Origin of the sequence: Bradyrhizobium sp. BR13661, from assembly GCF_029892425.1 — a bacterium.
Lineage (GTDB): Bacteria > Pseudomonadota > Alphaproteobacteria > Rhizobiales > Xanthobacteraceae > Bradyrhizobium.
Window position 1 is genome coordinate 351,884 of record NZ_JARXWB010000005.1, and the last position, 25,706, is coordinate 377,589.

24 protein-coding genes are annotated in these 25,706 nt (G+C 58.7%); 13 read left to right on the top strand and 11 right to left on the bottom strand.

Translation table 11 applies throughout. The annotated features are described in order from the left end of the window. The first annotated feature begins 131 nt into the window (after window positions 1-131). Window positions 132-1,103: an AraC family transcriptional regulator gene (locus M2427_RS11410; RefSeq protein WP_280706377.1), complete on the top strand. Its 972-nt coding sequence runs from the start codon at window positions 132-134 to the stop codon at window positions 1,101-1,103. Between the two features lie 34 nt (window positions 1,104-1,137). Here the strand turns inward: M2427_RS11410 and M2427_RS11415 are convergent, their stop codons facing one another. Next, the gene (locus M2427_RS11415) at window positions 1,138-1,893 is read right to left on the bottom strand and encodes an alpha/beta hydrolase (RefSeq protein ID WP_280706378.1); all 756 of its coding nucleotides are present in this window, start codon (window positions 1,891-1,893) and stop codon (window positions 1,138-1,140) included. Between the two features lie 34 nt (window positions 1,894-1,927). Beyond that, on the bottom strand, window positions 1,928-3,064 hold the full coding sequence (locus tag M2427_RS11420; protein ID WP_280706379.1) for a hypothetical protein: 1,137 nt from the start codon (window positions 3,062-3,064) through the stop codon (window positions 1,928-1,930). Window positions 3,065-3,382: 318 nt separating this feature from the next. On the opposite strand from M2427_RS11420, the gene M2427_RS11425 reads away from it, so the two are divergent. Together M2427_RS11425 and M2427_RS11430 are read left to right on the top strand one after the other, a co-directional pair. After that, window positions 3,383-3,628: a zinc-finger domain-containing protein gene (locus M2427_RS11425; RefSeq protein WP_007602543.1), complete on the top strand. Its 246-nt coding sequence runs from the start codon at window positions 3,383-3,385 to the stop codon at window positions 3,626-3,628. Window positions 3,629-3,647: 19 nt separating this feature from the next. Then, entirely contained in the window at window positions 3,648-4,850 is a 1,203-nt protein-coding gene (locus M2427_RS11430; RefSeq protein WP_280706380.1) for an FAD-dependent monooxygenase, read from the top strand. Here the strand turns inward: M2427_RS11430 and M2427_RS11435 are convergent. Continuing rightward, entirely contained in the window at window positions 4,847-5,257 is a 411-nt protein-coding gene (locus M2427_RS11435; protein WP_280706381.1) for a twin-arginine translocation pathway signal, read from the bottom strand. The genes M2427_RS11430 and M2427_RS11435 overlap by 4 nt on opposite strands. A 427-nt stretch (window positions 5,258-5,684) precedes the next feature. Here M2427_RS11435 and M2427_RS11440 point away from each other — a divergent pair, with 427 nt between their 5' ends. Both M2427_RS11440 and M2427_RS11445 read left to right on the top strand, forming a co-directional pair. Continuing rightward, window positions 5,685-6,896: a site-specific integrase gene (locus tag M2427_RS11440; protein ID WP_280706382.1), complete on the top strand. Its 1,212-nt coding sequence runs from the start codon at window positions 5,685-5,687 to the stop codon at window positions 6,894-6,896. A gap of 416 nt (window positions 6,897-7,312) precedes the next feature. Further along, window positions 7,313-12,619: an ATP-binding protein gene (locus tag M2427_RS11445; RefSeq protein ID WP_280706383.1), complete on the top strand. Its 5,307-nt coding sequence runs from the start codon at window positions 7,313-7,315 to the stop codon at window positions 12,617-12,619. Between the two features lie 33 nt (window positions 12,620-12,652). Here M2427_RS11445 and M2427_RS11450 read toward each other — a convergent pair whose 3' ends face one another. Genes M2427_RS11450 through M2427_RS11460 form a run of 3 tightly spaced genes read right to left on the bottom strand, consistent with a single transcriptional unit; the run spans window position 12,653 to window position 16,904 of the window. Beyond that, window positions 12,653-14,650, bottom strand: coding sequence for a hypothetical protein (locus M2427_RS11450; protein WP_280706384.1), 1,998 nt, complete (start codon window positions 14,648-14,650; stop codon window positions 12,653-12,655). Then, a complete protein-coding gene (locus M2427_RS11455; RefSeq protein ID WP_280706385.1) occupies window positions 14,634-15,278 on the bottom strand; it encodes a hypothetical protein in 645 nt (214 codons plus the stop codon). The genes M2427_RS11450 and M2427_RS11455 overlap by 17 nt, the downstream gene beginning before the upstream one ends. Window positions 15,279-15,287: 9 nt before the next feature. Next, on the bottom strand, window positions 15,288-16,904 hold the full coding sequence (locus M2427_RS11460; protein ID WP_280706386.1) for a VPA1262 family N-terminal domain-containing protein: 1,617 nt from the start codon (window positions 16,902-16,904) through the stop codon (window positions 15,288-15,290). 389 nt (window positions 16,905-17,293) lie between these two features. Here M2427_RS11460 and M2427_RS11465 point away from each other — a divergent pair, with 389 nt between their 5' ends. Next, a complete protein-coding gene (locus tag M2427_RS11465) occupies window positions 17,294-17,509 on the top strand; it encodes a hypothetical protein (protein ID WP_280706388.1) in 216 nt (71 codons plus the stop codon). Next, window positions 17,506-17,814, top strand: a complete 309-nt coding sequence (locus tag M2427_RS11470; RefSeq protein ID WP_280706389.1) for a hypothetical protein — start codon at window positions 17,506-17,508, stop codon at window positions 17,812-17,814. The genes M2427_RS11465 and M2427_RS11470 overlap by 4 nt, the downstream gene beginning before the upstream one ends. 48 nt (window positions 17,815-17,862) lie before the next feature. Here M2427_RS11470 and M2427_RS11475 read toward each other — a convergent pair whose 3' ends face one another. After that, entirely contained in the window at window positions 17,863-18,042 is a 180-nt protein-coding gene (locus tag M2427_RS11475; protein WP_280706391.1) for a hypothetical protein, read from the bottom strand. Window positions 18,043-18,399: 357 nt separating this feature from the next. Between M2427_RS11475 and M2427_RS11480 the strand changes: the two genes are divergently transcribed. Further along, a complete protein-coding gene (locus tag M2427_RS11480) occupies window positions 18,400-18,897 on the top strand; it encodes a hypothetical protein (protein ID WP_280706392.1) in 498 nt (165 codons plus the stop codon). Window positions 18,898-18,900: 3 nt separating this feature from the next. Next, window positions 18,901-19,998: a DUF4238 domain-containing protein gene (locus tag M2427_RS11485; RefSeq protein WP_280706393.1), complete on the top strand. Its 1,098-nt coding sequence runs from the start codon at window positions 18,901-18,903 to the stop codon at window positions 19,996-19,998. Between the two features lie 9 nt (window positions 19,999-20,007). Here M2427_RS11485 and M2427_RS11490 read toward each other — a convergent pair whose 3' ends face one another. From M2427_RS11490 to M2427_RS11505, 4 genes are all read right to left on the bottom strand, one after another. Beyond that, entirely contained in the window at window positions 20,008-20,769 is a 762-nt protein-coding gene (locus M2427_RS11490; protein ID WP_280706394.1) for a hypothetical protein, read from the bottom strand. Between the two features lie 3 nt (window positions 20,770-20,772). Further along, the gene (locus M2427_RS11495) at window positions 20,773-21,483 is read right to left on the bottom strand and encodes a hypothetical protein (protein ID WP_280706396.1); all 711 of its coding nucleotides are present in this window, start codon (window positions 21,481-21,483) and stop codon (window positions 20,773-20,775) included. A 152-nt stretch (window positions 21,484-21,635) separates the two neighbouring features. Beyond that, window positions 21,636-22,361, bottom strand: a complete 726-nt coding sequence (locus M2427_RS11500) for a hypothetical protein (RefSeq protein ID WP_280706397.1) — start codon at window positions 22,359-22,361, stop codon at window positions 21,636-21,638. Next, window positions 22,358-22,915 (bottom strand): methionyl-tRNA formyltransferase-like protein, encoded by a 558-nt coding sequence (locus M2427_RS11505; protein WP_280706398.1) that lies wholly within the window; start codon window positions 22,913-22,915, stop codon window positions 22,358-22,360. The genes M2427_RS11500 and M2427_RS11505 overlap by 4 nt, the downstream gene beginning before the upstream one ends. Before the next feature lie 271 nt (window positions 22,916-23,186). Here M2427_RS11505 and M2427_RS11510 point away from each other — a divergent pair, with 271 nt between their 5' ends. The 4 genes from M2427_RS11510 (at window position 23,187) to M2427_RS11525 (ending at window position 25,472) form a co-directional block, all read left to right on the top strand. Next, on the top strand, window positions 23,187-24,089 hold the full coding sequence (locus M2427_RS11510) for a zincin-like metallopeptidase domain-containing protein (protein WP_280706399.1): 903 nt from the start codon (window positions 23,187-23,189) through the stop codon (window positions 24,087-24,089). A gap of 525 nt (window positions 24,090-24,614) precedes the next feature. Next, entirely contained in the window at window positions 24,615-24,824 is a 210-nt protein-coding gene (locus M2427_RS11515) for a hypothetical protein (RefSeq protein WP_280706401.1), read from the top strand. Between the two features lie 62 nt (window positions 24,825-24,886). Continuing rightward, on the top strand, window positions 24,887-25,090 hold the full coding sequence (locus M2427_RS11520; RefSeq protein ID WP_280706402.1) for a hypothetical protein: 204 nt from the start codon (window positions 24,887-24,889) through the stop codon (window positions 25,088-25,090). Between the two features lie 64 nt (window positions 25,091-25,154). After that, window positions 25,155-25,472, top strand: coding sequence for a hypothetical protein (locus M2427_RS11525; RefSeq protein ID WP_280706404.1), 318 nt, complete (start codon window positions 25,155-25,157; stop codon window positions 25,470-25,472). The last annotated feature ends 234 nt before the right edge of the window (window positions 25,473-25,706 follow it).

Sequence of the window (25,706 nt, forward strand, 5' to 3'; positions counted from 1 at the left end):
GCCGTCGGCGAAATGGTTGCCGCACGTGACGCCGGCCCGCCACGAGATGACCTAATCCGCAGCCGTTCCGGACGATAGGGATCAATCGTCCGGATGTTGTGTCCGATCGTCCACCGCGTTAATCATTGTCGATGGACATCCTCGCTCAGATGCTCGATCGCATTCGTCTCGGAGGGACGCTGCTGTTTCACTTCGAGCTCGGACATCCCTGGCATCTTGAGCTGCCGGCGCGCCCGTACGCGCTGTTTCACTATGTCAGCCGAGGATCGGCGACCCTCGCGCTCGAGCGGGGACAGGAAACCCAGATGACCGAGGGTGATCTCGTCGTCATTACGCGCGGCGAGCCCCATGTGTTTTATTCGGATCGCCGGGCCAAGCCCTTGCGCATCATCGATATCGACCGAGCGTCGTCGAGGTTTGGCGTCATTCGTCACGGCGGCCGCGTGAAGCCGCGCTCGACCATGATCTGCGGCAATTTCACGGTGTCGCGCCCGCTCTTTGGCAGTGTGCTCGAATTGCTCCCCCCAGTCCTGTTGCTCAAGCGGACGACCGACGGCGGATGGCTCGAAGCAATTCTGCGTCGCATGGTCAGTGAATCTGCCCTTGAGCGACCCGGCCAACGCGTCGCGCTTTCAAAACTGACGGAAGTGCTGTTTGTCGAGGTCCTGCGAAGCTGGATCTCGTCTCTCGGTCCAGGACAAGGCGGTTGGCTTGGGGCCATTTCCGACCCTCATATCGGACCGGCGCTCAAGCTGATTCACGAAAACCCGGAGCGACCCTGGACCCTGAGCGGCCTTGGACGTCGCGTCGGGCTTGGCCGCTCGGCATTTTCGGCGCGCTTTACCAAGCTCGTCGGCAAGTCCGTGCAACGCTATGTGATCGAACGTCGGATGGCTGAAGCGGCGTTCCTGCTGGAAACCAGCGATGAGTCCATCGCACGAATTGCCAGCCAGGTCGGTTACGAGACAGCGGCGGCATTTTCGAAGTTGTTTCACCGGCATCATGGTCAGTCGCCCGGCCGTTACCGGGCCGCTCGACGCGCCGATGCCGGCCGTCCGCCGTTGGACGGATCGGAATTGCAAATATCCGATCGACTTCGATAAGGCTGTGGCTCTCAGCCGAGACAACCTCATCGCCTCATCCGCGGCGTGACAGGAAATCCAGCACGCCTGACTTATAGACCTTGTCGCCGACCGCGCGCATGTGATCGCGGTTCGGGATATCCAGCACTTCCGAGCCGGGGATGATGGCGCCTAACGCGCTCGCCGAGCCCGCGACGTCATCGGTCGAGCCGACCGCGATCAGCACGGGCACGTCGATCCGCGCGGCCTCCTCCCTCGTCATGAGATCGCGCGTGCCGCGCAGGCAGGCGGCGAGCGCCACGCGGTCCGAGCGGGTCTGATCGGCAAATGCACGAAAGGTGCGGCCGACGGGATCGGTGACATCGTCGAGCAAGGGCGCCTCCAGCGCCTTGGCGACGGTCTCGCCGGGCCCGGTGCCCTCGATCAGGCCGCCGATGCCGATGCCGCCGAGGATCGCCGAGCGCAGGCGCTGCGGCTCGTTCAGGCCAAGCCAGGCCGCCATCCGCCCGCCCATCGAATAGCCCATGATGTCGGCCTGCGGGATGGCGAGATGGTCCATCAGCGCCAGCACGTCGCCGGCCATCACGGGAATCGAGTACTGCTCGGGCTCGTAGAGCTTTGCGCTGTCGCCATGGCCGCGGTTGTCGAGCGCAATGACGCGGCGGCCGTTCTTGCGCAGCTCGGAGACCCAGGTCGGATAGACCCAGTTGACGTTCTTGCTCGAGGCAAAGCCGTGCACGAGGATGATCGGATCGCCCTCGCCTTCGTCAAGATAGGCAATTTCAACGGCGCCGTTGTGGAAACTCGGCATCAGCAATTCCGCAGTGTTGTGGGAGAGACTGATCTTAGGCCGTGACGGCCGTGTTGGCCAGCGCGGCTTCGGCAGCGATCTGCGCCCGGCGGAGCCGCCGGGACCGCCTGCGATCGCACCAGGCCTGGGTCAGGCGTTCGGTGGTCGCCTTGATCGAGGACAGCAGGCCGAACAGCGTCAGCGCCGCACCGAGGAGCCACAGCGCCAGATCGAACGCGCCGCCGACGAGCAGCAGCGCGCCGCGGCCGAGCAGCTTCATGATCGCGCGTGTCTTGCTGCCTTGCGCTTCCGCCAGCCGCGCCGCGCGCGCGACATCCTTCGGACCTTCGGCGATGCGCAAGCTATCCATCGCGCCGCGCGTGCCTGTCTTTTCCGCGACGCGCGTGACGTCCTTGCCGAGCCGGACCAGCGCGCCTGCCTTCTCGACGCGGAACGCGGCCTTGATCGCATTCACGGTCTCGCCCGGGCGCAGCACGGAGCCGGAGGCGACCGCGTTCTGCAGCATCGGCGTGTCGACCACCTCGCGCGCGGAGCGGCCGGCCCATGCGGCGAGACCTTCGCCGAGCCGTCCGACCTTGCGGGCATCCTTCACCAGCGTCAGCCCGGCGCGAACAGGCGCAGCGCCGCCGGCCGACACGTAGGTCACGGCGGTCACGGCGAGGCCCGCGGTGGCAAGACCGAGCACGAGGCGATCGGTGTCTTCGCCCATCGCCAGATGCTTGCCCTCGCGGACGACGTCCCTGATATCGCCGATCACGAAGAGATCGCCGGCGACTGTTCCCGACAGGCTCGCGACATCGTCGGCGTTGCCGGTGACGAGCCCGGTGGCGAACCGCCTGGCGAAATGCGAGCTGGAATTTTCAACTTTGACGGCATCGCTGACGCGGCTCAGGAGGTCGTCGGGCAGCGCGATGTTGCGGTCACGCGCCAGCGCGACAAAGCTGTCGGCGAGGTCGGCATCGCCGGCAGCGAGCGCGGCCTCGATATTGTCCTGAACCAGGCGATCGTTGTTCGCGAGGACCGCATCGAGCTTGAGCTCGGACAGGGCCACCGGATCGTCCTGAGCGGCGAGGACAGCGCCGGCGTCGCGGGCATGCGGCGCTACCTGCGCGAGCACAAGGCTGCATGCAGCAATCCCGGTCAGAGCCGAGGTGATTCGCAGCCACTTCATGCTGAAAGCCTGGACATCCGGAGACTCGTTTGCGCGGGATCACTGGCGCGATGATGCGTCTTTCGTCGCAAATTCGCGTGTCCCCAGAGATAGTATGCCAAAATTGCGACACAACGTCCCCGACGAAAGAAGGGCTTCTCTCAGGCCGCAAGATTGTGTCGAATTTGCATGAGCAAATGAGCATGGGGCAATTGCGAACCTTTCGGTTCCGCCGGGCTAGCAATCACTTGCACCCATCAGTATGGTCCGCGGCGTCGATCATATGCCGCGTCACTGCTGATTGTGTCTGCCGCCATTGCCACTCCAGGATGAACTACGATGTCCGACCATGTCGTCCCGCACTTCCATAACGATGCCGGTGTTCCCGTCATCGAGATCGGCTCGCAAGAGTTCATGTGCGTCGGCGCCAATCCTCCGTTCGATCATCCGCACGTGTTCCTGGATCTCGGCAACGACAACGAGATCATCTGTCCGTATTGCTCGACGCTGTACCGCTTCGCCGCGGACCTGAAGGCGGGCGAAGCCCGTCCGCCGGAATGTGTCTTGAAGGACAAGGTGGCCTGACCGCTTCGTTGGGTCAGGCGTGGCCCTCCCGCGAACGATCGTCGTCGCCGGTGCCGGTATCGGAGGATTGACGGCTGCGCTAGCGCTCGCGGAGCGCGGATTTCGCATCGTCGTGCTGGAAAAGGCCGAGCGGCTCGAGGAAGTCGGCGCCGGCCTGCAGCTCTCCCCCAATGCCAGCCGCGTGCTGGTCGAGCTTGGCCTCGCCGAACGGCTGAAGCTGCGCGCGGTCGTCCCCGAGGCGGTCTCGATCATGAGCGCGCGCGCCGGCGGCGAATTGCTGCGCATGCCGCTTGGCGAAGCTGCATCCGCGCGGGCCGGTGCGCCCTATTGGGTGGTGCACCGCGCCGACCTGCTATCCGCGCTCGCAGGCGCGGTCGCCGACCATCCCGATATCGATCTGAAACTGGGCGCGACGTTCGAGGATGTCGCGCCCCACGCCAAAGGACTGACGGTGGTCCATCGCAGCGGCACCATCAGGCGCAGCGATCTCGCCAGCGCGCTGATCGGCGCCGACGGCATCTGGTCGACGGTGCGCCAGCATCTGTTCCCCGAGGTGCAGCCGCGCTTCTCCGGCCTGATCGCCTGGCGCGGCACGCTCGATGCCACGCAGCTCCCGAAGGAATTCACGGCGCGGCGGGTGCAGCTCTGGATGGGCCCGAACGCGCATCTCGTCGCCTATCCGATCGCGGGCGGGCGCCAGCTCAATGTCGTGGCGGTGCTGCCGGGCACCTGGAACAGGCCGGGCTGGAGCACACCGGGCGATCCCTTCGAGGTGATGGAGGCCTTCGCCGCGCCGCGCTGGCCGCCGACGGCGCGGATGATGCTGGCCACCGTCGACAGCTGGCGCAAATGGGCGCTGTTCGGCGTGCCCGACGGCTGCCCGTGGAGCAAGGGCCCGGTCGCCCTGCTCGGCGATGCCGTGCACGCGATGCTGCCGTTTGCCGCGCAAGGCGCCGGCATGGCGATCGAGGATGCCGCCGTGCTCGCCCGGCATCTGAGCCTCGAGACCGCCGAGGACGCAAACAGCGTCGCCGCGGCACTCAAGCAATACGGCCGCGCGCGTCAGGCCCGTGTCGGCAAGGTGCAGCGGACAGCGCGGCAGCAGGGCCGCATCTACCATCTGGGTGGCCCGTTCGCGATCGCGCGCGATCTTGCGATCCGCGCGCTCGGGCCCGAGCGCATGCTGGCGCGGCAGGACTGGATCTACGGCTGGCGGCCCTAACGTTTTGGCGCAGGCTTGATGTCAGGCCGCTGCGGCGTCGTGGACACCGGCACCGCGTCGGGCGGCGTTTCCCGGCACCTGTTGCGGCGCCAGGCGTCTTCGGCCATCTGCGCCTGCCCGCGCACCGCGAGATAATCGTTGCGATAGGCAAGCTCCGACACGACAGCACCGCCGGCCCCGGTCTCCGCCTTGTCCATCAGCTTCTGCAAATCCGCGGTCTTTTTGGCGAGCGCTTTGCGCTCCGCCTCGAGCTGCTTGCAGTCGTACAATTCGTATTTGGCGGGATCGGCAAAGGCCGGAGCAATTGTCTCGCTCATGCCGGCGCAGCCGGACAGCGCAAAGCCGGCCGCGACCAGCGCGGCCATCGCGCAGCAGGCGCGGAAGGAAAGGGAATGCGAAGCAGGCATGGGCGGAAGAATAGTCCTTCGTGAATTGAGAATGCCTAAAGCAGGACGGGATGTCCGGATTGAGGCTTTGCCTTGTGCCGCCGGCTCGCTTAAGGAAGAACCCCCTGTCCGGCCCGAGAGCGCCAATTCCAGACCGCCGGATGGGACTTAAGTGTTTGATCTCGTTGGATCAAGCGGGCATGGCGAAATTGGTAGACGCAAGGGACTTAAAATCCCTTTAAAAATCTGATTTCTTATATATTTCAATAAGATAGTAAAATTTGACCTTAGCACAAAACTAGCACATAATAGCGGTTAGCACATGAATGTCCCATGAGGCTAACGCCATGACGATTTGTGCCTTCGTTTACAGCAAAAACCGCACTCCAAGCCGGAGGGACTTCGCCTGTGGAAAATCCCCTGCGGCTAGCACAAGGCGCCTCTCCCCATGAGCGCGCGCCACGAGATTCTTGGAGGAAAGGTCCAGCTCTATCGGCGCGGCGACGGCCGCTTCTGGCAATGCTCGACCTCGATCGGCGGCGTGCAACATCGCTCGACGACAAAGAAGGAAGAGCTTAGGCAGGCTGAGGACGCAGCCGAAGACTGGTATCTCGAACTTCGCGGCAAGTTCAAACGCGGCGAGCTTGGCGAGCTGGTCAGGGTAGACCGAGGCAAGACCTTCGAGCAGTCGGCCGAGCAATTCATCCGCGAGTTCCCCGTCATCACCGAAGGCCAACGCAACAAGCAATACGTTGAGGGGCATGAACGACGGATCAGGAAATATCTAATCCCCTTCTTCGGCGACAAACCCGTGTCGCAAGTGACCTCTGGCCTCATCCAAGAATATCGCATTCACCGTGCCGAAGAGAGCAAGGCAGCGACCGGGAAACCTCCCGCTCGCAACACCATGCATCAGGAGATCGTTGCCCTCCGTCAGGTTCTGAAGACGGCGATGCGCCATGGCGACATCTCGACCCTCCCCGACCTCTCACAGCCCTACCGCACGAACGCCAAGATTTCGCACCGGGCCTGGTTCTCCCCGGACGAATACAAGGAACTCTATAAGGCGACACGCGAACGCGTGGAGAATCCGCGAAAGAAAAAATTCCAGCAGGACTATGAGGAGTTGCACGACTACGTTCTCTTCATGGTGAACACCGGCCTTCGTCCCGACGAATCCAGACGGATCGAGTTCAGGGACGTGAAAGTAGTCAATGATCGCGATAGCGGCGAACGCATTCTTGAAATCGACGTGCGCGGCAAACGAGGTGTCGGCTTCTGCAAGAGCATGCCCGGCGCGGTGCTGCCGTTTCAGCGTGTCGCCAAGCGACGAAACCCGAAGCCGACCGACCTCGTGTTTCCGCGCACGCACCACGAGCTGTTCAACACCATTCTTGGAGAACTTGGACTAAAGGCCGATCGAGAGGGGCAGCGTCGGACCTTCTACAGCCTGCGTCACACCTATATCTGCCTGCGCCTGATGGAAGGCGCCGACGTGTACCAGATCGCCAAGAACTGCCGAACGAGCGTCAAGATGATCGAGGATTTCTACGCCTCGCACATCAAGAACACGGTCGATGCCTCCATCGTCAACGTCCGGCGATCGAAGCAGCCGAAAGCGCCGAAACGCCCAACAAAACGGGGGAAGAACACCGATTAATCCTTTGGAAATTCGATGGTTCTTGGCTCAAACGGATTCTCTCGCTATACACTGAACTTGGTACGCGGGCGTGGCGAAATTGGTAGACGCAAGGGACTTAAGCAACTTTTGAGTGCCCTCCGGGAAACCGAAGGTGCAGAACTGCTCAAATTCGGGGAAACCGGTAACAGGCAATCCCGAGCCAAGCGCAGCGGTCGAACGACCACCGCGAAGGTGTAGAGACTAGACGGGCAGCACCTAAAGCGCGAACGCGCGACGGTGAAGGTATAGTCCAGACCACAAACGAGCCGACAGCGCGAACGCGCCAAGGCACGGCGGCGAAAGCCGTAGCTGGTAAGAAAATCCCTCGGTTCGAAAGAGCTATGCCGGTTCAAGTCCGGCCGCCCGCACCAACAGCCAGGGAGCGCAAGCCTTGCATGGCGGTCAAGAAAACTGGACGGCCAAAAACTAAAAAGAAAACGGCCAAGCCCTCCGTCGCGACTACTCGTTCGCGCGCAGGCCCCGGCTTTGCCTTCGAGGACCAAATCGGCGCGTATCTGCTCCTTCAGATGATGATGGGCGAAGCCATGCCGGGCTTCGTGGACGCAATCGGCAGTCGTTTGCAGAGCCAAACGAAAGAGTTGGGCTGGTTTATAGATGATTTGCTTGCGACGAGCCAGCATGACGCCGAGCCTCAGCGCCGCGTAGCAGTCTCTTGCAAGAGCAGCGCGCAAGTTTCAGCGTCAGGGTTGCCCAAAGACTTCGTGCTGAGTGCATGGAAGCAATGGTGCCAAAAAGGCAAAGGTCAAATGATACGCGGGCAAGATTGCCTGCTGCTTGCAACACGAGGGCTTGGTCATACGACTTTCGCCCCACTCTGGGCTGACATCAAACTTTGGTCTGGTGATGCCGAACTAGCTCTCGCCCGTATCGCCGGCACCGCGCGGCATCGGCGCGTCTTCGATAGCGTCAAGACGCCAATAAAAAAGCTCAAGGGAACCGTTCGGGACGAGGAGCTTATCGCGTTTATCCGTCATCTCGAAGTCTTGCCAACAGATTTTGACCTGTCTGATTCCAACTATCGCAGGCAATCGATCTCACGCTGCCGAAACTTACTCAAAGACGGCACACTAGCTAATGGTAACAAGCTATGGCTGGCGTTGGTTGACATCGTGCGCAACGCCCGATTGGGGCACGGCACGATCGAGATCAGCAGCGTTATCGAGAGCCTTTCCAAGCAATTCGATCTGAAAGATCATCCGAGCTACGCGTCGTCATGGCTAGCCCTTGAAACGAGCACTGCGAACTATAAGAAGAATATCGAGTCCACTCTTCCCAATAAATTCGTCATTGATCGCACAACAGAAATTGAAGCCGCTGCAACTGTCATCTCGCAAAATGCGATCGCGGTTCTCTACGGAGAATCAGGCAGTGGAAAATCGGCGCTCGTCAAGACCGTGCTCGATCAGAAGTTTACGGGTTGGCGCCAGGTTTGGTTCGGTCCAGACCAATTTGCGGCTGCGCTCAATTACAAAGAGCGCGCAGCACTCGGACTGACCCACCCCCTTTCCGCTGTACTAGAAGCGTCGGGCCAGCCGGACAATGTATTGATCATCGACGCGGCGGAACGCCTCCCCCCCGAAGTACACAACGATGCGCGAGACCTATTGGCTTCGATCACGAAAGCTGGTGCGGGTGGTGGACCAAGCAGATGGCATGTGATTGTCGTCGGCCAAACGGAAGCTTGGGCCGAGGGGGCGTTTCAGGCAATCGTCGGCTCGGCCGAACCGGCAACTCTCGGTCTTCGTCCCGTTTCAGAGGACGATACCAAGGCGGCCTTGAGATCATCGCCGCGCCTTAGCTGGGCAGCATCCCATGACGAGATCATAGCCGCTTTGAGCAACCTAAGAACGCTCGCTTGGGTATTACAAGCCGACACTCGCTTTCAGCCAACCGACGTTCGAGCTTTGGCATCGCCCGCCGCCATCGCTGATCACCTTTGGCGCTATTGGACTGAAGGAAAAGTCCGATTCCAAAATCTTCTCGTTCGCCTCGCCGAGCGCGAGGCAAACTTCGAGCATAGCTTTGAAGTCAGCAAGCTCGATCCCGTAGATGCCGCCGCAATGGACGAGCGGCCTACGCGAATGCCGCTCCGGATCAATGCTCGCAATCGAATCGAATTCCAGCACGATTTGGCCGCCGAATGGTCCCGCTTTCAGCGACTCAAGGAGATCGCCGACCAGCCCGAGCAATGGGCGTCCTATGCTGATCGCCCACTCTGGATCGGCGCGCTCCGGATGCTCGGCAGCTTTTTGCTGCGGGAAATCGTCGATAGCGTAACTGCCTGGGACGTGGCATTTGAAACACTGGAGAACCAGAAGAAGACTTTGGCCGCAGATATTCTACTCGACGCGCTTTGCCTCGATCCGCTTGCCGAGACGTTCCTTTCTGCCCGCGCGGATCTGCTCCTCAAAAATCATGGCCGACTTTTGGACAGGCTGCTAAAGCGGTTTCAGCACATAGCGACGACGCCCGGCGGAGGTGAAAGCATCGTAGCGGGGGCGCTGAACAATGATCCGTCTTTCACACTTTACATCGAGACGCAGTTCCGCACCCCCGTTGTAGCCCGATGGCCAGCGATCGCCCGTTTTCTCCGCGCTCATCGTGAGCGTGTTGCGGCGCTGGTTTCGACAACCGTGGCAGCATCGTGCCAGAAATGGCTGACTAGCCTACCCGCAACTTTCACGTCGGGAGAGCCGATACCCTTTAGAAGGGAGTTCGCGGAGGTGGCCTTAGCGACCGCCCGTACGTTACAGCTTGAGGAACTCAAGCGAGACACCATGTACGTCGGCGATTTCGGCAAGGCGATTTTTCCCGCTGCGCTGTCGGGGGCGCCCGATTTACCGAACGAAGTGTCGGCCTGGGCGCTGGAGATGGCGCGGCGCAGACCGCTCAACGCCGAGTCCGCACAAAAACTTGATGAGCATCGGCAGCAGAAGTCACGCGAACATCAGGAGAAGCTTAAAAACGATCCGGAATACCGTCAGCGCTTCGAAAGCCGACGGAATTTTCCAACCTCTATTTCGTCGGGCCGCAGGCTTCCGCCGTGGCCTCTCGGTCCTAAAGGAGTAATCGACCGTCAGTTCGCGGAGTGCTGCACCAACGGAAGCGCTTTAATCCCGCTCATGCGCGTGGACGCTGATGTTGCAGCGGAAGTGTTGTTGGCAGCACTCATCGAGGGCGATCCGGAAGAAAGCTACAGCAGCAGCGGTCGCTTTGATGACGGGCTTGGTCTTCGATCTGATATGCAGTCTTATCCAACTGCTTACTGGAAAAGTCCGTTCTTTTCATTTCTACAGATTAGTTGGGATACCGCGCTTGAAGCGCTCTTCAAATTAACTGACTTTTGCACAGAGCGATGGATCGCCGAATTGCGACGGCACCAATCGGCCACACCGTCTTCGGCCAGCGTTTTTCTCAGCGATGACGCCGAACATGTGTTTTTAGGAGGAGCAAGGGCTTTTACGTGGTCCCAGACCAACACTAACAGTGCAGGTCAACTGCACTCCGCGCTGGCAGCACTGGAGCGCTGTCTCACGCTAAAGATCGATTCAGGTGCCAGCGTTGAACCTGACTTAGAACGCATATTGCTTACGACGACGTCGGCTGGATTGCTTGGCGTTCTAACGAACGTTGGAAAATACAAGCCGGACTTGTTCCGAGGTGTCTTAAGACCACTCGTCACACGAGAGCAAATCTACCGTTGGGACGACCAGCGATCGTCTGAACTTCAATTTGCGTTTGTTGCGCCGCACTGGGCCAGGCAGGGCGAGTTGATTTTCAATATGGCGCGCGAGTGGCACAATGCGCCATACCGCCAGAAATCGATGCGCGAAGTGGTTGCCGAACTTGCTCGATCCGACGCAGAATTCGCCTCTTTCCTGAACGAAGCTACGGCAAAGTGGCAGGCTCCCTTGGACCAAAAACGTGCTCTGGAACTGCGCATCCTTGCCGCAGAGATCGATGGTCGCAACTATCAGCTAACGACCGACGGCAATTACCAGTTCTCGTATCCGCCAGAGCTCACCCGCGACATCGAGGCGTTCCAGAAGGCCAACGTGCCGGGGCAGCAGATATTGCAAATCCCCGAATGGTGCAGCCGGGTTTTGAACAGCGGCGCGTCGCTGGCCGATGCGGCGTTGGAGGCGTTATCACGGATGTTCGACATCATCGACGCCGCATCAGACATCGATGAGGAATTTAAGACGCGAGCGCGCGTTGCTGTTGCGAGCACACTTTTAGCGCGCGGCTCGAATTGGCTCGACTCTCACGCCGCCATACGGGGGCGGTCATCGAACATAATTCAAGAGGTCATCGCCGGCATCCCAACGACTATGGAAGATTTGCGCGCGTCGCGCCTCGACCCGATCAGCGCACTGGAGTTTGCAGCCCACGCCGTTTTCAAGCAATGGATGGACACCGGTACGCCCGAATCGCAAGCGGCAGTTCTCAAGATCGTAAGCAGCGGTAACAAGGCTGGAGTTACGATCCTCTTCCACCTAGCCTTTGCGTACCGACTGGAACTGGGCGAGCGGTGGTGGCGTCTTCTATATCTTGGACTGCTCTGGTCGGCGCTCTCCGTGCTGATGCCGCGTTACGGCTACCAAGCTGACGAAGGAACCCGATGGATAAGATGGCTCAAGTGGCTTCGAAGCCGCCAACTTGACGGGATCGCCGCGACTCCCGCGTTAATCGAACCGGTCGAGATCGCAAAGCGCCTTGAACGCTTGGAAAAGGTAAAATGGCGTCGCGAGTTCCGGCGCGGAGACGCCCTACGTGGCCGGAATCCGGACGAACGCCGGACAGCCGGCCTGGATTGGGATTTTCTGGAGGCCGAATTCGCTTGGTTGTTGTGGCAAGGCGAAAAACCCAATCCGTTGTGGAACGATGAAGCTGCGTTTCAAGAGCAGCGGCATATAATAAGTTCGTTATGGGCGTTTGAGGTTTGGCTCAATCACCGGCCGCGCGCCGGACACAAGGATGATCCCTTACCAAATCAGCTCGGCTACAGCGTCCTTCAAACTATCGCGAAAATGATGGTGCGAGCTTCAGGGTCTCAGGCCCGGGAATTGTGGGAGCCAGTCCTCAAATTGGGCGCGGCCGGTCACTACGCCGTTGGGCATTTCGTCTCCTGCTGGTTTCTTGAGACGACGCGCCTCGAAGCTACCGAGTTTGCCGCACGTTGGCAGCCGATGATCGAATACGCACTCGATGCACCAGAATGGGGGAAAGGAACGCCCTGGTATTATGGCCAGACTTTGCTACGGCAGATCCTCGGTTTCGGGTCTCAAGCCCTTTTGGACGGAAATCCAGCCTTTCAAGACATTGTAAGCCAGATGGCGCATTACTACGAGCGCTGGGCGCACGAGCAGCTTTCGCGCGAAGACGACAATGTGACTGGCTTATGTTTTTTCCTCGCATCCTCCAGCGCGCGTTCGCTGCGCACGAAGGGATTGGGATGGCTCCAGCAGGCGGTCAAGACACCGGATTGGTACCGACCAGCAATGGGCGATGCATTGACCGAGTTTCTTAATGTGACGCTTACTCAGGATACACCAGCGTTGCGGTCAGACACGGCGGCACGCGACGCCTTCCTGGCGCTGGTCGGACTCTTGGTCTCGAAACAGCTCCCCGCCGCGCTTGCCTTGCAGGAACGCGCTCGTCGAGCATTATCGGGCTTTTGAACGACGGTTTCAGCTCTGGAACACCACGATAGCTCACAAAATCGACTGAAGCGTTTCAATCCGGTACGGGCGCCTCTCATCGATTGCATTGAGAAGCTTGGCGGCATCGATCCACGTAGCAAGATCAACTCCCCTCGACTTTAACTCCATCGCTATACGATCGGCGGAAACACCGTTACGAAGGAGGTTCTCCAACGCTTGAAAGAACGGCAGCTTCAAGCCCGCAATGTCAGCCAGCATTTCCGATAGCATCGGCTGTGCCGTTGGCGATAAGGGCGCTTCCAACACAAGATCGCCTATCTGCGGTTTCTCATAGATCACACGGCGTACGAGCAAGTGCGTGAAGAGGATCGACCAAAACGGCTGATGGAAAACCTCAATCGCCTGCACCTCGCGGAGACTGTCGTAGACGGCCTTGAAAAGCAGTCCAAATTCTTCAGTGCTTCGCGGGAAAGCGCCGGTGCTTGCGGATCGCACATCGGCATACAAGTCCAGGAGGTTCATTCCGATAGCCAAAATCATCGCCAAGACGCGTTGCGCGTCAGTACGACCATCGTTCTGTTCGCCTGAGTGCCAGTGCTCGGCTAGCTCGCGAAGCGTAAGCGTTCGCTTCCAGAGTTTTCGATAAAGATCGACCGGATTGCCTTGAAAAAAGAGCAACGCGAATACGCGAAATCTCAGCGCGTCGGGCCGCGTGTTTTGGGTTAGGAATGGCATGGTCTCCATGCGCTTCCCGATGGCGTCAAAGCCTAGGAAGCTTTCCGGTCCGTCGGGGCAACAATCGAGCAGCGGCTTCATGTCCGGAAGTTGCGATCTTCGCTCGTCTGCAGCAACCGTCTTGGCCGCCAATAAACACAGGGCATCTTCAGGCACAGCATCCGGGATCGCGATGTCGTTCCAAGCAGCAGCCGCATCGGACCGGCCCAGAGCCTCAAGCATCCGCCATAGAGGGGTTGCCGCATCCCGAAGGTCTCGCGGATACGGCTCCGCGTCAGTGCCCTGAGAACTGTAGCGAAACAGTTGTGCGCCCCAACGAAGAGCCAGCGGACCGCCTTCAGATTTCTGGCCAATGATCTCAGCAATCCCCTTCGTGAGATTGTCGAATTCCAGACCGCGCTCTTTGACCAGGTCTTCGGGCGTCGCTCTCGGTAAACGCGCCTGCTTCAGAGCTTCCTCAGCGATCTGCAACAAGAGAGGCTCCAGCGTCCTGCCTGTCCAGCTTCCATCCTCCCCGAAGGCTGGCTCCGCCCATCGGAGCATTGCGGCCCAGGAACTAAAATTGCGATCGAGACCCAGATTTGCCCAACCCGTCAGTATGTCCCATATCTGGTAAGGATTGTCGAAACGGTCGAGCAATCCAGCAAGCACCGGTGCATTCAGCTTGAGGTAAATGTGAGCGAGAATTCGTGCCTCGCTTGGACCAAATTCATGCCTCATCCAATGCAGACCGGACCATACCTCCCGCAAATTAGGGGCAGCCCGCCAACGGTCGGCAAGTTGTCCGAGATCGCTTTTGCTGGGTGCCGCTTCCGTTGAACCGCCCGTCGCAGCTTGATCGAAAACGGCGTTTGCTAGATCGTCAAAATCCGCTCGAAACTCGGTGTCGTTTTCGTACGCATCTTTCAGGACAACACCGAGCGCTGCCAGCATGCCGGGGAAGTGAGACCATAAGCCGGTAGCCAACGTCCACGAGTCGCGATTCGGTTCTCGAACGAGCAGCCAACCTACCGCCTCTCCAATTACTGAATCGACGAGAACCTGGTTTACCGCAACATCGCTCGACTTAGCCGATTCCGGAACAACGCGACCAAGCACTTCAGCAACCGAATCTAGATCCGGCTTCTGCTGGTCAAATCCCGGTATGGTAGCTTCTTCCAGTATCTTTACGGCAGCGTTAATCGAATCCGATCGCCATTCCGCATCTTTGAGCGGAGCAAGTACGCGTTCAGACTCCTTGATCCGAAACGCGAGCGCGGGGTCCTGCCGCGGATGGGCCTCCAACGGCCATTGAAGTTCAAGAGGCTCGGCCATCGTTCTCTTCCAGCAGCTTGCAGATATCCTCGAAAAATTCGACGGCCCGCGTCGTGTGCGCAGACCATCCGAACGTCATTGCGTTGATCTGATTATGAAGGCCTCCAATCGTTGCGCCGCAGTGCCAAAGCACGTCATCGACGATCGCGAAACGATCATGCACTTCCGGCACACCCTTCACGGCCTTATTGAAGTTCAGATAGACTTTAATTTGAGGTGGAGTTCCAAGTGCTCTCGCCCTCAAGTCCGGCTCGAGCCCTCGCAGGAATTCGGCTCGTTCAAGCGCGCCCGCTTTCGATGCAGTAACAACCCGGAGGTCCCATGCGCTGGTTTCATAGAACAGCTCACCAAGCCGCTCGTAGGATAGATCGTCGCGAAGCAACTGCTCGTCGAGCAGCCACACGCGCTCACGAGCGACACGCACGGCATCCTTGAAGGCGCGCGACATTGCGCCACCAATTCCGCGATTGAACCGCTCATGGTACGAGTCGTTCTCGGGAAAGAACTCCAAATCAGCCTCAACATAGCCTCGCTCTCTCAGCACCATCGTTGGCCACAGAATTTGCGGAGCCAAGCCGGTAGCTGGCTTAGTCTCGACGATCGGGGAAAGGATGTTTCTAAAAGCCATTGCCTGTGCCTACGATTCCGCAAACGAAAAGAAGTCTTCGGACTCGCCTTCGAAAATCTCCTCAAGTCGCCTGATGACCGGTTTGGGGTCAGGCAGCTTGATAACAAGGCTCTCGCGCTGTCCGATCGCATTCAATGAATTTCCCGTGAACCAGGCAGCCCCATCAACAGCGAGAAAACGGTCATGGAGTAGCGGCATGCCACCGCTATTTTCCATGACCCGAACAATCACATTCTTGAAGCCGCGTTGGTGAAAGCTGGCGATACTCGCTTTCATCTGCTGGACAGCTGCGGAACGGTCCGGGCCAAAAGCCTCGCGCGACGTGAGCACCCTGATGTTCACGCTGAGCCGCCTGACGAAGTGCAGGTAACTTCCGAGTTCTTCACCGCCAAAAAAGCCGTCAGCAATCAAAACGTCGTGCCTCGCACCTCCGATCAGGCCGCGAATGAATTTTCGTCCTTCATTCGGGTCGTCAATCCAGCGCTGGTCGCTGCTACGCGCTTGATTGCTGACGTTGCGGTCAGCTGCGGCGTCCCAGAAGCGGGTGTAAGGATCAGGCTGCCGTGCGGTATCTCCGATAAGGTTACTGATCGGCGGCATCCGCTCGGTTATCTGATGTTCCTTTACGTCCGCGTTCTTCTTTTTGCTATCGCGGGTCTGGAGTTTGACTGTCCGTGACGCGACTTCCATGGAGAAGCCTACCGTGCGGATAAAAGGCGTCGGAGTTTGAAAGTCAATTAGTCCGCGCTCGGAATGGCTCAGGAAATATCCCGAGGCCCTGATTTCGGCTGGCCCCTCCGTCACCACAATGCCGTTCGGCGGCATGTTTAGTTGGCGGAACGTCGAAATCGCTCCAAAGCGTTCCTCAAGGATTGTCAGTTGGAGGTGATCGAGCTTTTGGCCTGGCCTCGCCTGCACCTGGGTTACCAGCCGCTCGTTCTTTTCTGCATCCCGAACAAAATATTGCGAAACCTTTTCCACCTGCGGGTCAGGTGCCACAAGGACAAGGCTGCCCAGAAGCTCCGGGTACTCTTCAATGCGAAAGTGAATGCGCGGCGCCAACCAATCGCATGCACGAAGATCGTCGGCGAGAGAGTCGAGATATGGATCAGCCGAAGCCATCAACCGATGAATCCGGGCAGGTGCGGCTCCTGCGCCGAGAAACGGCGTTGGATAAGCTCGCAGGACGCCGCCGAAAAGCGATTGATCCGGAACCGGAAACGCAAGGCGCGGCCATCGCGGCTCTTCAATGACAGGCGGACCGCTAAGAGGGCCTCCATCGAATCTCCCCCGCTCGTCAGGAGCGGCCGGTATCGGTACAGTCAGTTTGCCTTTCGATGCGTCGAGATACCAGCCAAGCGCCTCGCTCGATCTCATTCCTACCCGTCGAAAGTAAACGCGCAGGCCCGATGAGCCTTCGATATGCGGCGGAACATCCTTATTTAGCGGCGTGCTATCCGGCTGCGGGCGGCCAGAATGGACAAACTCAACGCTTGCGAAAACAAGCAGCGGCGGGTTCGGTGTTGCCGACGCAGGAATGCAGGTCGCCATCCGAACGATGGCCCACTTATAGGCAGTAAGAAATTCAGCTTCGGCTTCTGCTATCATTGAGACCTTATCGATCAACGGCTTTCGCGCCCATACCTCTGGTCGAACGACACGCTAACAACGCGGCTCGGTTGTCGCAATAGCATTGCCGAAAGAGGCGAGGTTATGCATCCGGTTTGGCCGTTATCCCCTCCCGTTAGGGATGTCTAGCCGTGACGCTCTTCTATTCCGTCATGTCGAGCTTCTCAAACATTCAGCCCATCCCGCAAGGCGTCCTCTCTTTGTGCCCGGTTTTGCCGAGGCGCGCGGGCCTGTCAAAGCCGCTCGCTTCCTGCACTGCGTTCCGTGCAGCTCCGCGCCTCCGGTGTCCTTCGGACAGCTTGTGACAGCCCCGCCTTTCCGCCTCGGCCTTGAAACGGGCATCGAGGCCGCCATTGGGGCGGGCTCAAAATCGAAAGGACAAGACTATGACGACCAAGACCAACGCGCCCCGCCCGACGCACCGCGTCTATGCGGTGACCAAGACCGGCGAAAGCAAGTTCTGGCAACCCATCGGAGCCATGTGGGCTCACACTGATGCCAAGGGCTTCAATCTTCGCATCGACTACCTGCCGCTCAACGACGCCGAAATCGTCGTCCGCGTGGCGGGCAACAAGCAGGCAGAAGCCGGAGGTGCTCAATGAGCACCTCTTCCCGTCGCAAGGCTAAAAAAAGCGTCATCACTTTCTCCCTCGTGGTCGAGGCGCAGGAGATGATCGTCACCTACCAACCGAACTGGATGCCCGACACGGGTCATTTCGAGTTTCGTAGTCCGCACGAGCCGCCGCGCCGGATACCCATCAGCGAGACCGGCTATCGCAGCTACTTCGCCCCCATGGACGAAGTGACGGCAGCCGACAGTCCGCAGGACTATGCTCGTGAGGTCGTGCTCGCATCCCTGCGTTCGCACCAGAATGCCCGAAATGACCGGCAGCTTCCGCTGTTCTGACGGCGCAGCCAACCCCTGCCGGCGGAAACCGGCAGGGGCTTTGCGTGATCAGGGAGAGAAGTCGCGGCGCGCCAGGATGGCACGGATGTTCCGCAGGTTGATATAAGCCGCAGTGCGTTGAGGCGATCCTTCGCGAAAGGTCAGTAGCTTGGCCGTGATTTGCGCCGTGAGGCCGCAAAGCTCGGTACGGGTCAGGCGCAACAGTTCGCTGATTGTCAGCACTTTCATCGTTTCCTCCATCATTTCGACCGCGCCAATCGCGGCCTTTCTGACGGAGCCCCCGCAACGAGAGAGGCGGATGCATCGCTTGCGACGGAAACGCAGAGGACGAGCGCTTTAGCGCTTGCAGCCATGGAGCCGACGAACGGTGCGACGTAGTCTCAAAAAGGACGGGATGGACGCCGGTTGGGATGTGGAGGAAGCGTCACGGGCCAGTACATGAACCGAACTGTGCCTAACCGTGCGACCTGCTTTGACATTGGGAAGTTGCGGCGCAAGACTGCAACCAAGGAGCGAATATCCACGTCAAGATAAATCAGCACATACGGCTGCTGCGTATTTACCGAAAGGATTATTCCGAACGTCATGCTTAAGGACATCCAGAGCCTCCACTTGCCAGACCCCTATTACTCCGGAGCCGCCGGTTTTATCGGCTCCACTATGGAGGCATTGCACCAGGATATGGCTGCTCTAGCCCTTCCGCAGGATGTTCCTGAAAGCGTGCGACGCATGCACGACGGCCTGCGGCACGCATACATCTATTCTTACTTTTCCTATGATCTGCTCACGCTCGCCGCCAGTCAGACCTTTCCGTGCCTTGAGTTGGCCCTCCGCTTACGCATCGGAAGTCAATTCGAAGGACGTCTTGATCGGAAAGGAAAGCCGCGCCCGCCTGTTATGCTTCCAGAGTTGCTTGAGACCGCAAAAGCCCAGGGCTTGATCTCGGCTGAAATAGGCTGGATCAACCACCTACGAAAAATGTTCGCTCACGGCAGTGACACGGTGCTCAACCCGCCTCTGTTCCTCGAACCCTTCAAGGCAGTCACTGAGATAATCGCCGAACTATTCACGGCACGGGAATAGCCAGTGGCTGGCGCTCTTCAACACCATATTCCACAATTTCTCACCCGCGGATTTCGCGTACCCGGCGGCTCCAAAAAGCAGAGTCAGGTTTGGCTTTATGCGAAAGACGAAGAGCCGCGCCTAGCTCTCATCAAGGACGAAGTTGCCGTGGAACCGCACTTCTATTCGGAGCAATCGTCGGATGGATCAAGGACACTCGATGATGAGATAACGGATTACGAAAATAAAGCGGCTCGTTCTATCCAAGGGTTAAGGAATCTGACGCCTGACACTCCTTGTGATCCACAAATATCAGCGGAGCTTGTCGCGCATCTCACGATCAGGAATGATCATCTGCGGCGCACCTTCACGCTGGGGGTACAGGCGATCCTGGGTCACGCAATCGAAATGTTTTGCAATGAAGAGACGTTGCGTGCCATTCTTGGCTACGACGGGAATACCCCTTCGCCAGCTTTAAAGAACGCTATCGACGCGGAGTTTGCAAGCAACCCTCAACTCGCAGCGCTCGGTTTGCCGTCTCAAATGCTCTATCAGCTCGGCCATATGGCTGTGAAACAAAACTTCAAGACTATCTTCGCCGACCATATCCCACAATTGGCGGCTGCCCTCGCATCCCTTTCGAGCGAAGCGTCGGAACGCGCGCGCTTGGCTCACAATAAGGCGCTCGCAGCGGGGCTGGCGCCTGACAAACGGATTGAGTTCCTAAGCACACTTTTCTGGCGCATCGCGCCTTCCCGTGATAGCGGATGCTTGTTACCTGACTGCATAGCGCTCGCCGAAGACGACGATCAGGGCCCGAAGCCTTTGATGCTCGCCGATCTAGAAAAACTTCGGACCGTCTATATGCCGCTCTCGCCCGACAAGCTTCTTGTCGGCCTCCGGGTTCCTGAACAGCCCCCCAATCCCTTCGATTTCAACGCCGCCGCTGCTGCCGCCAGCCAGTCGTTCTTTATATCGGCCAGTCGAGAACACCGGTTTGCCGCGTTGTCGAAGCTGACTGGCAGTTGCGTGAAGGACTTTGTTGATAGGACCATCCGCCAGATCTTCGACGAGTTTCTCGCGGAGCGGCGTGCAACCGACCGAGGCCCAGCGATCCGGTAAGTTGCAGGATCATCCGTTGCTCAGCGGTTTTTCCCACTCGTCACATCGTGTCAGCTTGATGAAATCTCGTTCGGGATACCGGATGATCCGCTTGATATTTTGAGGCGGAATTGCCTTTATGGCACGATCTTCGTGCTCGACTGGTTCCGACGACCGAAAGCCGCGCCGCATCAAGAATTGCCGCGCTACTTTCATGTCAAGAAAGCTCGGTCCTTTCATCGAACTGATCGGCACATCGGCTTCTATCAGGCACGGCGTGCCAATGCGCGCCAGGATCGGCTCAGTCTCCGGGTCTCGGTCATGCAAATTATAAAGGGCCTCGCCCCCCCAATAGCGCAGTAACGATTCAATACCACTCTCGCCCGCCAGATAGGGTGGGAAAAAGCAAAACCAAATGCGCCCGGCGCGATTTTCCTCATCGGCTTGGTTCTTCTCTACAAGCCTCTTCGCGACTGTGGCGTCGATCAGCCCATCACCCTGAAGCGCATGAATACGCTTCCGGAGCATTGAGCCGCTCGGCAATTGCATCCCGTTGGCAACGATATGGCCAATTTCCGATTCCGTCAGGCGCGTGCAGTGATAACCTCGCAATTCACAGGCATCGAGCGCCGCTCTCAATCCATAGAGGGCTGCATCGTATTCGGGGCCGCTAACTATGCGCGCGGGGCTAAGCCCGGCGCTTTGCTCCTCCCAAGCACGGAACGTACCTTCCTCGCGCTCAAGATATTTGATGACGTCCGTCGGCCATGTGTTTTCGTCGCTCAAGATCATGCGTCAGATCATTGCCCCGTAAAATGGCGGCTTACTCTCCAGCACAACCTCAAGGCCATCGGGCGTGCAAGAAGATAATTGTTCATCGATCTGCTCCCGATATCGGTCGGAATACTCATGCAGATGATCATCGAAATTGAGTATCACATACACGATCCGCCTTGTGGACGCATCCGTGTCGTAGGCGAGCATTTGAGATTTGGCGTTTTTTAAGTCCGCCGAAAGCTTGTCAAAGAACCCTTGTTCAAGCCGATCCGTTACCGCACCAACTCCGCCGTTGTGTCGGCGCGTCGCCTCGACTTCCGAATGGTTGATAGTTTTGACTTCGCAAAGCGTCTTCGTTCCGCCCTTGCTCGCGCTCAAGTCTGGCGTTCGCTGCCCACTTATCTTCGAACGGGGAATAAAGCGCACATCGCTGCAGCCTGCATTCTTTAGGTAGTTGTATGCTTTTGCTTCATTGAGCTTGTCGAAGAGGCTCTGCCAACCTCGCGTTGGGTGCTTGGCGGCTAGCAGGGGCTTCAAATCTGATTTCAGAGCTTCCCACGCTTCGGGATCGAGCCCCTCCAGGTCGCGCTCGATATCCCGGAATTGCTTTAGTTTTTGCGGTATCCTCGCCAAGGACTCTTCGAGATTTTGAAAATATGCTCCAAGCGGCACCGGGTCCGGTAAAAGATCGCGAAGCTCGTAAATGCGCGGCAGTTCTTTGCGAAACATTGCGCTCTCCTAGACGCAGTATAGCACGCCTTCTTGTACGCATCCGGCTCTGCCGGACGGGCTCTACTCGCTGCGCTCACCAAGCCCCGAAGATCCCGCGCGCGGGAGAGCGGGTCTTGGCCATTCGGTAACGATCCCTTGCGCGATAGGCTTCATGCCGTCCCATCGTATAACGTTGCTACAGACCCGTTTCCCGATATCAGGATTATTTTTTCGAAGATATGCGATGCCGATATTTGCGCGAGTGCCTGTCTGTAGGTTTCGTCATCAGCAAGAAAGTAGTCATTTAGCAACGCAAGCCAAACTGGCGTCTTAGCAGCAAAGGAGCTGCACTTATCCGACTTCGTTACAATTCTCTCCTCCAAGATGGAGCGAGCGTTAGAGCCTATGTGCGGATCAGATTTTCGGTTAGCGACTACAGCGAGCACTTTCCTTCGATCCGATCCATCGTATGAGGTGAGATGGACGCCAATGCGATTGCCGAGGATTGTCTCCTCGACGTCAATCGTCTCATCCCCGTTGCCTGCGGCGAGGCTAAGGAGCCTAGTTCTAAGCGCCTCCTTTGTGCGACGTGCATTCGAAATTGGAGCCCGTAGCGTCAGGACGAACACGCGACCGGCCAAAATGATCGCCGACAACTCCTTCTCCAACTCATTCGCGAGCCACAACGCGGTCGAATCTTCGGAAAGGCGGGGCTTCGTTCCGCCGCGCTCATCAACGACATGCTGCGTCAGGATCGATATCTCAACCGCGACAGCGCCACTCCCAATCTCCAGATAAATGTCGGGCGGGTTCTCTCCCGGTGACCATATTCCATCGAAGTGCGTGGCGAGAGATCGCGCGACAAATTCCTCATCCGGTTTGAGTTTGCTCGTCATCGCGTTGAAATTCTTTTGGGACTCGACCCCCGCAAGACCGTCAGACACTTCGCAGGCTCGCCAACTTGACGGTGAAGCCAAAGCTCAATCGGCGCGAGACCTGGCGTCGATCTCGCCATTTCGCAAATCCGCTCGATCAGTCGCTCCGCTTCAGTGCCGTAGATAAGGTAAATGGCTCGCTCGTATTCAGCACCTCTGACGAAGCGCCTCAGTTTATCCAAATCGATCTTAATCTGACGATCTCGGGCAGTCGGCGCTTTCACTTCAATTATTGCATGGTTTCCCTTCATGTCGCCTGGCCTGTGAACCAGAAAATCCGGGATACCGCCGACCCCTCTCGGGCCAAGTATTCGATGACCGCTCTTATCAACCTCTCCATTTAAGACGAATGGATATCCTTCCTTCGGCCAAAACAGGCGCATCTGATGATAGAGCTCGTAGCAATAGACACGCTCGCGATAAATCTGAGCATCTGCACCAGCAACACGTAGCTGAAAGTAACCGGCTTCGATCGCAGCCGTCGCCCGTTGAAGAATGGAATCCAACTCGTTCATTTGATCGCTCCGACCGACTCAACCCCTACGCTTTTCCTCTCCAAGTCGCAACGATGAGTAATCTATCGATTTAAGAGGGGCCTGCGGCCCCCAGGCCGTCAAGGCAACCCGCGTCGCGGGCGAAAAACGGCGGGCCGTGTAGTCGCCCCAAGAAAGGTGGGCTCCGGCCCGCACCACCCCGCTCGTTTTCCGGCCTGTGACGGCCAACCCCCGCTCATCGGCGCTCGCCTAGCGCCGGTTGCATGTGCAACCGGGAAACTAGGAGAGAAAGATGAGAACCGATGTTTATGAGAAGATCACCAATCAGATTGTTTCCGAATTGGAGAAAGGCGTCAGGCCTTGGCACCAGCCATGGAACGTCGAGCATAGCGCGGGACGGATCACGCGACCGTTGCGCGGGAACGGCGTTCCGTATCAAGGTATCAATGTTTTGATGCTGTGGTCGGCCGCCATCGAGAAGGGCTACGCCGCCCCAATCTGGATGACCTTCAAGCAGGCTTTGGAATTAAAGGCACATGTCAGGAAGGGTGAGCAGGGGAGCCTTGTCGTTTATGCCGACAGGATCATCCGCACCGAGACGGATCAAACGACCGGTGAGGAGAGCGAACACGCGATCCCCTTCATGAAGGGTTACACCGTCTTTAATGTCGAGCAGATCGAAGGATTGCCCGAGCATTACTACGGCAAGCCGGAAGTTCGGATGGAATCCGTGCAGCGGGTCGCCCATGCCGAGGACTTCTTCGCTGCGACTGGCGCAAATGTGGTTCACGGCGGCAGCCGGGCTTGTTATGTCACCTCCACCGATAACATTCATATGCCTTGCATCGACTTTTTCCGAGACGCCGAGAGCTATTACGCTGTTCGCGCCCATGAGACCTGTCACTGGACGAGGCACCCTTCCCGCCTTGACCGCGAATTCGGGCGCAAGCGGTTCGGCGATGAGGGTTACGCGATGGAAGAGCTGGTCGCCGAGCTTGGTTCGGCCTTCCTGTCCGCCGACCTCGAATTGACGCCCGAGGTTCGGGAAGATCACGCCGCTTATATCGGATCGTGGATCAAGGTCTTGAAGAACGACAAGCGGGCGATCTTTACCGCCGCATCGCATGCGCAGCGCGCCGTGGATTTTATCCACGGCGCGGCGAAAGCAGTGGAATCGGCGACCGAGGCCGCGTGATATGGCGCGACGCGCCTTTAGCTGGCGACGCCTCTGCGAACTGTACGGAAGCAGTCAGCTTTTTGAGCTGAAGACCGACCGCCGTCCGGCGACCGAAGGGACGGCGGCTGGCCGCTGCGCCGAACCGACCCTCTTCGCAACAATGTCGCTGCGCCGCGAGCGCGGGACGATAGGAAGTCGGCTTCAAGTCGCCTCCCCGCGCGTCCTGTCACGTACCGCGACCGGAATGCCAGACGATCGGCCATTCTTCGGCGTTGCAACGGCATTTGTTCGGCTGGCCGCTCATTTACCGATGATCCTTTCGACCTGAAGCCAACACCGGCGGCTTCGTATCGACGGGGCTTATGCCCGCGCGCGCGCCGCGTTCAAGGCCGCTCGCTTCGTCGCTGCGCTCCTGCAGCTCCGCGCCGCTACGCGGTGCCTGACAGCAGCCTTTGAACGCGCCGCTCTTTCGCGCGGGCTGAGTTGCCCCATCGAAGCCGCGCAAGGTGCATGGCTTCAAAATCAAGACGAAAGGAATATCCCATGAGCAAGACAACCAACCGCCCGAGCCACCGTGTTTACGCCGTGACCAAGAACGGCGAACGCAATTTCTGGCAGCCGATCGGAGCCGCCTGGGCTCACAGCGACGGCGAAGGCTTCAACCTGAAGCTCGATTATCTCCCGCTCAACGACGCGGAGATCGTCATTCGCAAGCCGAAGGCCGATGAGGCCGACGCTGCGGTCACCGCCTGACCCTTCGAGGCCGCCTCGCAAGAGGCGGCCTCTTTTTTCATCACCAAAAGGAGATTTCAGACATGAGCAAACGAGCAAAACCATCAGCCGATACCATCGAGATTTCGTGGCACATCGACGATGTCAAAGAGGTTCGACCCGGCCTGACCGACGCCCAAGCCCGGCAGGTTCTCGAACAGGCCAAGCGCCGGCACGACGCCACCATCGGCATCAATTGGGATGTCCTTGCCGCCCATGCCGACAATCTTTTCCCGCAGGACGACTAGCCGATCCATCCGCCCGCGCCGGCTGATCCGGCGCGGGCTTTTTCATCACCAAAAGGAGTTTCCCATGACCAAGACTATCCGCATCCCACGCCGTCCCAGCCTCCACCTCGGCCAGATCGTCGCCACGCCGGGGGTTCTGGCAGCGACTACCGACCAGCGCCGATTTGAATGCCTGAAGCGGCATTTGATCGGCGACTGGGGTTGCGTATCCGGCGACGACTGGATGGCCAATGACGAGGCCGTGAAGGACGGCGACCGCATCCTCTCGGCTTATCCGATCGATCCGGCAAAGCCCTCTGAAGGCTTCGGCGACAATACCCTCTGGATCATCACCGAGGGCGACCGGAGCGTGACCACCTTCCTTCTTCCCGACGAATATTGATCCAGCACCGAATTGCCCGCGCCGGATTTTTCCGGTGCGGGCTTTTTATGCCCAAGAGATTTTCAGGGACGACCAATAGGAGGCGTCACCCGGCCAGCCAATTGCGTTCGGGGACTGCCAGGAATGGGCAGCGATTCCCGATTTGGCAGGCCGGACGAGATGCTGATTGGCTGGAGGGTCAGAAACTGGGGTCGTCGCAACAGCCTTTCCTTGGCAGGCTTCAAGATGTTCAGA